This is a genomic window from Nocardiopsis protaetiae (assembly GCF_045446735.1).
Lineage (GTDB): Bacteria > Actinomycetota > Actinomycetes > Streptosporangiales > Streptosporangiaceae > Nocardiopsis > Nocardiopsis protaetiae.
In genome coordinates, this window is record NZ_JBJJBV010000309.1 from 1 (window position 1) to 7317 (window position 7317).

The following is a 7317-nucleotide window of genomic DNA, read 5'->3' on the forward strand; positions in this document are numbered from 1 at the left end:
CCCAGGGGCAGGTGCGGTCCGATCAGGTCCCATTCGTCGTCGGTGAGGTCGCCGCGTGCCATGGGTCTGGTTTACCGGTTCGGGCCCTCGCCCGGGGGGCGAGTGCCCGAACCGTGATCAAAACCCAGAACAGGCCCTAGGGCGCCCGAACAGGCCAAAGCGAAGCGGAGGCCAGAAGAGGCACAGCTACTCCCGGCCGGACATGGCCGCGTTGACGTCGGCGGCGCGCAGCACCCCGTGCACCGCGCCGTCGGCGTCCACCACCAGGTACTCCGGCAGCGGGTGCGAGGTCAGCCGCTCCAGCATCTCCTCGCCCTCCAGGTCCAGCGGCAGCACCGAGTGGTCGGTCAGCGCCCGCGCCACCTCCACCACCGGCACCCACGCCCGGCGCCCCTCGGTGACCTCCGCGGCCATCCCCGGGTGCACCACCGCCGTCGGCGTGCCCTCGGAGTCGGTCACCACCAGCGCCGTCGCCCCGATCACCGCGGCCCGCCGCTCGGCCTCGGCCAGCGGGGTGTCGGCCGGGACCGCCACCGCCGGCTGCGCCAGCTCGCGGACCCGCAGCCCCGGCACCCGCGAACGCACCCGCGCGGCCCGCAGCGAGTCGGTGGCGCCCATCCACATGAACCCGCCCAGCACCAGCCCCCACACCGTGCCCCACGGGTTGAGGGCGCCGTTCACCCAGCCCAGCAGCAGCGGCACCGCCACCACGACCAGGGCCAGCACCCGGCCGCCCCAGGCCGCCGCCACGCTGCCCGCCAGCGGCCGCCCGGTCAGCTTCCACACCGCGGCCCGCACCAGCCGACCGCCGTCCAGCGGCAGCCCCGGCAGCAGGTTGAACACGCCCACCAGCAGGTTGGCCACCCACAGCTGGAACAGCAGCTCGCCCACCACCGTGAACGGGTCCGCCAGCAGGAACAGCCCGAACGCCCCGGCCGCGATCAGCAGCGAGAACAGCGGCCCCGCGAAGGCGATCCAGAACTCCCGCCCCGGCGTGGGCGCCTCCTTCTCGATCTCGGAGACCCCGCCCAGCACGTACAGCACGATCCGCCGCACCGGCAGCCCGTACCGGCGCGCCACCACCGAGTGCGCCAGCTCGTGCACCAGCACCGACGCGTACAGCAGCAGCGCGAACACGAACGCCATCGCGTAGGAGAACACCGGCGTCAGCGCCAGCCGCTCCTGCACGATCCCGCCGTAGACCAGGGTGATGAGGACCGCCACCACCCACCACGACGCGGTCACGTACACGGGGACCCCGAAGGGTCGGCCCAGGAGCAGTCCGCTGGAGCGGTCACGGGGCGCGGGGCGATCGTTGCCGGTGGTCACGCCCCCCAGATTACGGGTCCCCTCCGCACCCGGCACCCCGGGGGCCGCGCGCCCGGCCCGGGCCCGGCCGCGCCCGCAGGCCCGCGTCCACAGGGCCTCGGCGAACAGGTGTCGTCTGTCACGCCCTTCTCATAGGCTCACAGGTATGACCACCGCGCTCCTGCCGTCCGCACTGTCGCCCTCCCGGGCCTCGGACTTCCTCCAGTGCCCGCTGCTGTTCCGGTTCCGCACCATCGACCGGCTCCCGGAGGCCCCGAGCGCGGCGGCCCTGCGCGGCACCCTGGTCCACGCCTGCCTGGAACGCCTCTACGAGCTGCCCGCCGAGACCCGCACCCCCCGCACCGCCGTCGGCCTGGTCGACCCCCAGTGGACCAAGCTCAAGGACAAGCGCCCCGAGGTGGAGGAGCTGTTCGCCGACGACGCCGCCCGCGACGCCTGGCTGGAGTCCGCCCGCGACCTGGTCCGCCGCTACTTCGACCTGGAGAACCCCACCTCGCTGGAGCCGCGCGAGCGCGAGATGCGCATCTCCGTGGAGCTGCCCACCGGCCTGAAACTGCGCGGCTACGTCGACCGCCTCGACGTCGCCCCCGACGGGCGCATCCGCATCGTCGACTACAAGACCGGCAAGTCCCCCTCCCCGCGCTTCGAGGACAAGGCCAAGTTCCAGATCTTCTTCTACGCGGTGATGATCTGGCGCGACCTGGGCGTGGTCCCCACCCGCCTGCAACTGGTCTACCTGGGCGGCGACGGCGCCATCCGCTGGTACGACCCCACCGAGGACGAGCTGCGCGCCGCCGAGGCCGAGATCTCCGACATCTGGGCGCGGATCGAGGCGGCCGGCCGCGCCGGGGTCTGGGAGCCCAAGAAGAGCAGGCTGTGCGACTGGTGCGAGCACCAGGCCATCTGCCCGGCCTTCGGCGGCACCCCGCCGCCGCTGCCCGCCGCGCTTCCCCCCGGCGCCTGAGCGCGCGGCCCCGCCGTACCCCGGGGGCCGCCGCCGATACGGCACAATCGGCCTGTGCCCGTCTCAGTGCTGCTGGTCGACGACCAGCCCCTCGTCCGCGCCGGCTTCCGGATGATCCTGGAGGCCGCCCCGCACCTGTCCGTGGTCGGCGAGGCCTCCGACGGTCGCGAGGCCGTGGAGGCCGCCCGCCGCCTGCTGCCCGACGTCGTCCTCATGGACGTGCGCATGCCCGGCATGGACAGCGTCGAGGCCACCCGCCGCATCGTCGAACGCTCGCGCTCCCTGGACCAGGCCGTCCGGGTCCTGGTGCTCACCACCTTCGACCTCGACGAGTACGCGGTGGGCACCCTGCGCGCGGGCGCCCACGGGTTCCTGCTCAAGGACTCCCCGCCCGAGGAGCTGGTCGCCGCGGTGGAGACCGTCGCCTCCGGCGGCGCCGTGGTCACCCCCCAGGTCCTGGAGCGGCTGCTCACCCGGTTCGCCCCGCTGCTGCCCGCCCCCGCCGACGCCGCGGACACCGCCCCCGACCCCCTCACCGAACGCGAGCGCGAGGTCCTGCGCCTGGTCGCGCGCGGCTGGTCCAACGCCGAGATCGCCGCCCACCTGGTCCTGGGCGAGACCACCGTCAAATCGCACGTGGGCCGCATCCTCACCAAACTCGGCCTGCGCGACCGCGTCCAGGCCGTGGTCCACGCCTACGAGAGCGGCCTGGTCCGCCCCGGCGACCGGGACGGCTGAACCCCGCGTTCCCCCGCCCCCTCCCCCTCCCCCGCGCCCCCGAACCTCCCCCCGGGCCCCGGCGCGTTCCCCCGCACCGAACCGCCCGGTTTGGAAGGATGATCCGGTGATCGAACTCACCGGGCCCCGGCCCCCGGGCGGGCGAACCCGCACCGATGGGGCCGCGTCCCCTGAGGGGGTCGTGAACACCGGGTCGACCGCCGCCGGGACGCGGCGGGGAGGGGAGGACGAACATGGGGGACAAGCGGGAGCGCCCGCCGTCGGGGGAGGACCGCATGCTCAGCCGGATGCGCGACTGGCGCGCCCGGCACGAGCGGGACCTCACCCCCGACGAGGACGAGGACGATCGCCCGCTCCCCGACGCCCGCGCCATCGACCTCGTACTGCGGGTCGGCGAGCTGATGCTCGCCAGCGGGGAGGGCACCGAGGCGGTCAGCGAGGCGATGCTCAGCCTCTCGGTGGCCTTCAACCTGCCCCGCTCGGAGGTGTCGGTCACCTTCACCACCATCACCCTGTCCACCCACCCGGGCGGCGACCAGCCGCCCATCACCGGCGAACGGGTGGTGCGCCGCCGCGCCCTGGACTACTTCCGGGTCAACGAGCTGCACACCCTGGTGCAGCAGGCCGCCCTGGGCCTGCTGGAGCTGGAGGACGCCGCCGCCAAGCTGGAGCGCATCCGGCGGGCCCGCATGCCCTACCCCGACTGGGTGATCGTGGTCGGGTTCGGGCTGATCGCCTCCAGCGCCAGTGTGATGATGGGCGGCGGCCTCATCGTGGCGACCGTGGCGTTCCTGGCCGCGGTGCTGGGCGACCGCACGTCGGTGTTCCTCGCCCGGCGCGGGGTCGCCGAGTTCTACCAGATGACGGCGGCGGCCATGGTCGCCGCGACCATCGGCGTGGGGCTGCTGTGGGTGAGCCACGAGATGGAGCTGGGGCTCCAGGCGGGCGCGATCATCACCGGCAACATCATGGCGCTGCTGCCCGGGCGCCCGCTGGTGGCCAGCCTCCAGGACGGGATCAGCGGCAGCTACGTGTCGGCGGCGGCCCGGCTGCTGGAGACGTTCTTCATCCTGGGCGCGATCGTGTCCGGGGTGGGCGCGGTCGCGTACACGGCGGTGCGCCTGGGCGTGTCCATCGACCTGGACAACCTGCCCTCGGCGGGCACCTCCATGGACCCGTGGGTGCTGCTGGGCGCGGCCGGGATCGCGATCGCGTTCGCGGTGTCGCTGGCGGTGCCGCCCCGGATGCTGGTGACCATCGGCCTGCTGGGCGTGATGATCTGGGTGATCTACGCGGGCATGCGGTCGGTGTTCGAGGTCCCGCCGGTGGTGGGCACCGTCGTGGGCGCGGTGGCCGTGGGGGTGGTGGGCCACTGGCTGGCCCGGCGCACCCGCCGGCCGGTGCTGCCCTACCTGGTGCCGTCGATCGCGCCGCTGCTGCCCGGGAGCCTGCTGTACCGGGGGCTGATCGAGTTCACCCAGGGCACCGCGGTGGCGGGGCTGCTCTCGCTGGTGGAGGCGGTCACGGTGGGCCTGGCGCTGGGCGCCGGGGTGAACCTGGGCGGGGAGCTGGTGCGGGCGTTCCAGCGCGGCGGCCTGGCCGGGGCGGGGATGCGCAGCCGCCCGGCGGCGCGCCGGACCCGGGGCGGGTACTGAACGCGGTGGACACGGGTACCGGGTGCCGAATCCTGGCACGATCCGGCCGTAGGTGATGCGAACCACAGGCCGCCCGCGGGTATCTCACGGTGTGAGAGCGGTCGACGACACCGACGCCGTGTTTTCGCCCCGAAACGCGACAAGCATGTGATGTGAGCCACTATCCTTGGCGTCAGCTCAACGACGAGCCCCTAGCGAAAGGCCGATCCCATGTGCAGCCACCAGCCTCCCTGCCCGTCCTTCGAGGACACCGACCGCGAGGCCGCGCGCGTCGTCTCCAGCCATCCGGAGCAAGGCTGGAGCCTGCTCTGCAACGGCGTCGTCCTTTTCGACGACACCGGTGAGCTGCTGCCCGACGGCGCCGTCGTCGCCCCGCACCGCCCCCGCGTCCTGGCCGCCTGACGCCGGACACCACCGTCCCCACCGGTCCCCTTGACGGACCGGACGACCCCCGCCCGGGAGCCGACGCCCCGGGCGGCGGTATGCGCCGCCCCCCGGCGGCCCCGGACCCACCGGCTCACAGCCGCTCGGGCCAGTCCTCCGGCAGCAGATCGCCGTCACCCGTCGCCTCCGCCAGCCGGCGCCGCAGGTCGGCGTGCAGGCCCGGCCCCCACACCAGCTCGTCGGGGGTGCGCACCGCCTGCACCAGCACCTCCCGCAGCCGCGCCGCGTTCGCCTCCCCCTCCAGCGCGGGCAGCGCCGCCAGGGCGTGCATCCGGGTCAGCACCGCGAACAGCTCCGCCGCCAGCGCCGGAGCGCTCGCCGTGGCCACCGCCTCCGTCAGGTAGGGCTCCCACCAGGGCGCCCCGCCCTCCTCGCCCGCGCTCGCGAAGCCGCGCCGCAGCCGGGCGCCGACTTCCTCCGCGGTGTCCTCGCCGTGGTCGCGCAGGCCCCCGCGCCACACCGCGGCGGCCCCGTCGGCGTCCCCGCGCAGGGCCAGCAGCCCGGCCAGCAGCTCCACCGCCGCCCCGGCGGTCCGCGGGGCGGCCGGGTCCTCCCCCTCCCGGGGCGGCTCGACGGCCGTGTCCAGGTCGGCGATGGCGTGCTCCAGGTGGGCGGCGGCGCGCAGCAGGCGCAGCTCCGGGTCCTCGGCCACCGCCAGCCCCCGGTCGGCGGCGCTCAGGGCGGCGCCCGGGGCGCCCCGGCCCAGCAGCCGCCCGGCCAGGTCGCGTGCGGCCTCCACCACGGTGTCGGCGTGCAGCCGCTCGGCGCGGTCGGGGAGCGGGGCCAGCGCCGCCTCCCAGTGGTCCTCGGCGGCCCCGGTGTCGCCGCGCTCCTCGGCGGCGCGGGCCAGCCCGTAGTGGGCGACGGCCCGGTGCCCGGGCCCGCCCAGGTCCAGCAGGCGGCGCCAGGTCCGCTCGGCCTCGGCGCCCTCGCCGTCCTGCTCCAGGGACAGCGCCAGGTGGTGGGCGGCCCGGGGCGCGTGCCGGGCGTCGCCGGTCTCCAGGGCCCGGCGGGCGGCCTCGCGGGCGGCGGCGGTGTCGCCGCGGCCGTCCTCGACCACGGCCAGGCCCAGCAGGGCGCGGGCCAGCACGGGCGGGGGCGGGTCGGCGGCGACGGCGCCGCGGTAGAGCTCGGCGGCGCGGTCGAGGTGGCCGTTGGCGGCCAGGTCGCGGGCCTGGTCGCACAGTCCGGCCGCCTCCGCCGCCGACGGCGCGGGCCCGGCCGGGGCGTCCCGGGGGTCGACGGCCCGCGGTCGCGGATCGGCGGAGCCGCCGGGGCGTGCGGAGGATCCGGACGTCGTGGTCATGCTGGCGCTTTCCGGTGGGGGTCCGCGCGGTGGGACACGCGGGTGTCGCGGCAACTCTAACGCGCGCGACGGCGGCGGGAGAGGGCTGTGGGGGCCGGTGTCGTCCCTCGGGGCACATGTGTCCCAGGGGAACGCAAGAGCACCACCTTTATGTCGTAGATTTCCTAAATGTCCGAATAAGGGGCTCCGTCCGGATGCGGACGGAGCCCCTCCACGGCCCTGCCGGGCCGCCCTCCCTACAGCTCGAAGGCCTCCGGCGGCGGGCAGGAGCACACCAGGTTCCGGTCACCGTAGGCCTGGTCGATACGGCCCACCGGCGGCCAGTACTTGTCCCGGCGCAGCGACGGCACCGGGTAGGCGGCGTCCGCGCGCGTGTACCCGTGGGCCCACGCGTCGGAGGTCACCTCCTCCGCGGTGTGCGGGGCGTTCTTGAGCGGGTTGTCCTCGGCGTCCCACTCCCCCGCCGCGACCTTGTCGATCTCGGCGCGGATCGCGATCATCGCCTCGATGAACCGCTCCAGCTCCGCCAGGTCCTCGCTCTCGGTCGGCTCCACCATGAGCGTCCCGGCCACCGGGAACGACATCGTCGGGGCGTGGAAGCCGTAGTCCATCAACCGCTTGGCCACGTCCTCGTTGCTGATGCCGCTCGCCTTCTGGAGGGGGCGGATGTCGATGATGCACTCGTGCGCGACCAGGCCGTCGGCGCCGGTGTAGAGCACCGGGTAGTACGGCTCCAGGCGCTTGGCCACGTAGTTCGCCGACAGCACGGCCACCTCGGTGGCGGTGCGCAGCCCCTCGCCGCCCATCATCCGCACGTACGCCCAGGAGATCGGCAGGATGCCGGCCGAGCCGAACGGCGCCGCCGACACCGGGCCCACGCC

General features: G+C 75.0%; 6 protein-coding genes and 1 pseudogene. 4 read left to right on the forward strand and 3 right to left on the reverse strand.

Features of this window, described 5'->3' with window-relative positions; genetic code table 11:
• Nucleotides 1-186: 186 nt before the first annotated feature.
• Nucleotides 187-1281 (reverse strand): site-2 protease family protein, encoded by a 1095-nt coding sequence (locus ACJOT3_RS30105; RefSeq protein ID WP_406976523.1) that lies wholly within the window; start codon nt 1279-1281, stop codon nt 187-189.
• Nucleotides 1282-1474: 193 nt separating this feature from the next.
• Here ACJOT3_RS30105 and ACJOT3_RS30110 point away from each other — a divergent pair, with 193 nt between their 5' ends.
• From ACJOT3_RS30110 to ACJOT3_RS30125, 4 genes are all read left to right on the forward strand, one after another.
• The gene (locus ACJOT3_RS30110) at nt 1475-2293 is read left to right on the forward strand and encodes a RecB family exonuclease (RefSeq protein WP_406976520.1); all 819 of its coding nucleotides are present in this window, start codon (nt 1475-1477) and stop codon (nt 2291-2293) included.
• 54 nt (nt 2294-2347) lie between these two features.
• Nucleotides 2348-3031 (forward strand): response regulator, encoded by a 684-nt coding sequence (locus ACJOT3_RS30115; protein ID WP_406976521.1) that lies wholly within the window; start codon nt 2348-2350, stop codon nt 3029-3031.
• Between the two features lie 287 nt (nt 3032-3318).
• The gene (locus ACJOT3_RS30120) at nt 3319-4686 is read left to right on the forward strand and encodes a threonine/serine exporter family protein (protein WP_406976524.1); all 1368 of its coding nucleotides are present in this window, start codon (nt 3319-3321) and stop codon (nt 4684-4686) included.
• A gap of 210 nt (nt 4687-4896) precedes the next feature.
• The gene (locus tag ACJOT3_RS30125; protein WP_274811328.1) at nt 4897-5088 is read left to right on the forward strand and encodes a DUF5999 family protein; all 192 of its coding nucleotides are present in this window, start codon (nt 4897-4899) and stop codon (nt 5086-5088) included.
• Nucleotides 5089-5203: 115 nt separating this feature from the next.
• Here the strand turns inward: ACJOT3_RS30125 and ACJOT3_RS30130 are convergent, their stop codons facing one another.
• Together ACJOT3_RS30130 and ACJOT3_RS30135 are read right to left on the reverse strand one after the other, a co-directional pair.
• Nucleotides 5204-6436, reverse strand: a complete 1233-nt coding sequence (locus ACJOT3_RS30130; protein ID WP_406976522.1) for a tetratricopeptide repeat protein — start codon at nt 6434-6436, stop codon at nt 5204-5206.
• A 236-nt stretch (nt 6437-6672) separates the two neighbouring features.
• Nucleotides 6673-7317: pseudogene (locus tag ACJOT3_RS30135) on the reverse strand (glycine dehydrogenase (aminomethyl-transferring)); the annotation flags it as partial.

Bases quoted from the DNA above. Each gene is read 5' to 3' on its own strand.
- ACJOT3_RS30110 (WP_406976520.1), top strand. From the start codon at position 1,475: ATGACCACCGCGCTCCTGCCGTCCGCACTGTCGCCCTCCCGGGCCTCG.
- ACJOT3_RS30120 (WP_406976524.1), top strand. From the start codon at position 3,319: ATGCGCGACTGGCGCGCCCGGCACGAGCGGGACCTCACCCCCGACGAG.
- ACJOT3_RS30125 (WP_274811328.1), top strand. From the start codon at position 4,897: ATGTGCAGCCACCAGCCTCCCTGCCCGTCCTTCGAGGACACCGACCGC.
- ACJOT3_RS30130 (WP_406976522.1), bottom strand. From the start codon at position 6,436: ATGACCACGACGTCCGGATCCTCCGCACGCCCCGGCGGCTCCGCCGAT.